The sequence below is a fragment of the Rhodovulum viride genome (genome assembly GCF_003265965.1).
Taxonomy (GTDB): Bacteria; Pseudomonadota; Alphaproteobacteria; order Rhodobacterales; family Rhodobacteraceae; genus Rhodovulum; species Rhodovulum kholense.
Genome location: NZ_MUAV01000141.1, coordinates 1 through 712, shown reverse-complemented (window position 1 = coordinate 712; position 712 = coordinate 1). Strand labels below are relative to the sequence as shown.

At 64.9% G+C, this 712-nt stretch carries 2 protein-coding genes; both read left to right on the top strand.

All coding sequences use genetic code 11. The features are described 5' to 3' along the window. Positions 1–312, top strand: a 312-nt coding sequence (locus BYZ73_RS23165) for a hypothetical protein (protein WP_181498168.1), incomplete at its 5' end; no start/stop codon positions are given. 97 nt (positions 313–409) lie between these two features. After that, a partial coding sequence (locus tag BYZ73_RS21490) for a hypothetical protein (protein ID WP_146746407.1) occupies positions 410–712 on the top strand: 303 nt, incomplete at its 3' end.

Genomic DNA, 712 nt, shown 5'->3' with positions numbered 1-712 from the left:
CATGTCGTGATCCAGTTCTTCGGCCGCGACCTGATCCTGAGCGCGCTGCGGCGCGGATCATGGCCGCCCGACATGGAAAAGGCCATGCACTGGGGTCTGGCGCGGGTCGAAGAGGCCGTAGGCGAGGATCTGCGCTACCGCGCCGGGGTGATGGCCGCGTGCGAGACCATGCGGCGCCTGAGCATTGGCGTGGACGTTCACGCCGGGCAGACGCGGGCGATCCTGCTGGGCGAAGAGCCCCCGAAAATCGAGTTCAGAAAGGCGGTCGGCGAGCTGGTCGACTGCGTCATGGGGATGGGAGAAGGGACATGAAAAAGGATGAAATCTGGGTCTTTTTGGGCCTGCTGTTTGTGTTCGCGCTTGGCTACGGGGCCTGGCACCTGGTGACCTTCGGGCCGGGGGTCTGGTGATGGGCATCCTGCAATGGGAAATCACTGAGACCTGCTGCCGAGCCCAGGCCCCGTTCTCCGGGTTCTTCAGCGTCGAGCGGTGGCACATGGGCTCACCTTGGCGTTCCTATTTCTACTTCGTCGGGGAAAGAGAGCGGTTCGCGCGCGGACCCAACGCAGGCGGATTTTACACTGCCGAGGAGGCGATGGCGGCGGTGGACGCCAAGGTGCTGACGGCCGCACGCGAGGTGCTGGCGCGGAACCGAGACGCGTTCCTGTCGGACATTAGGGAAGAGGGCTTTGCTACCTCGGGCGCCGAGGCC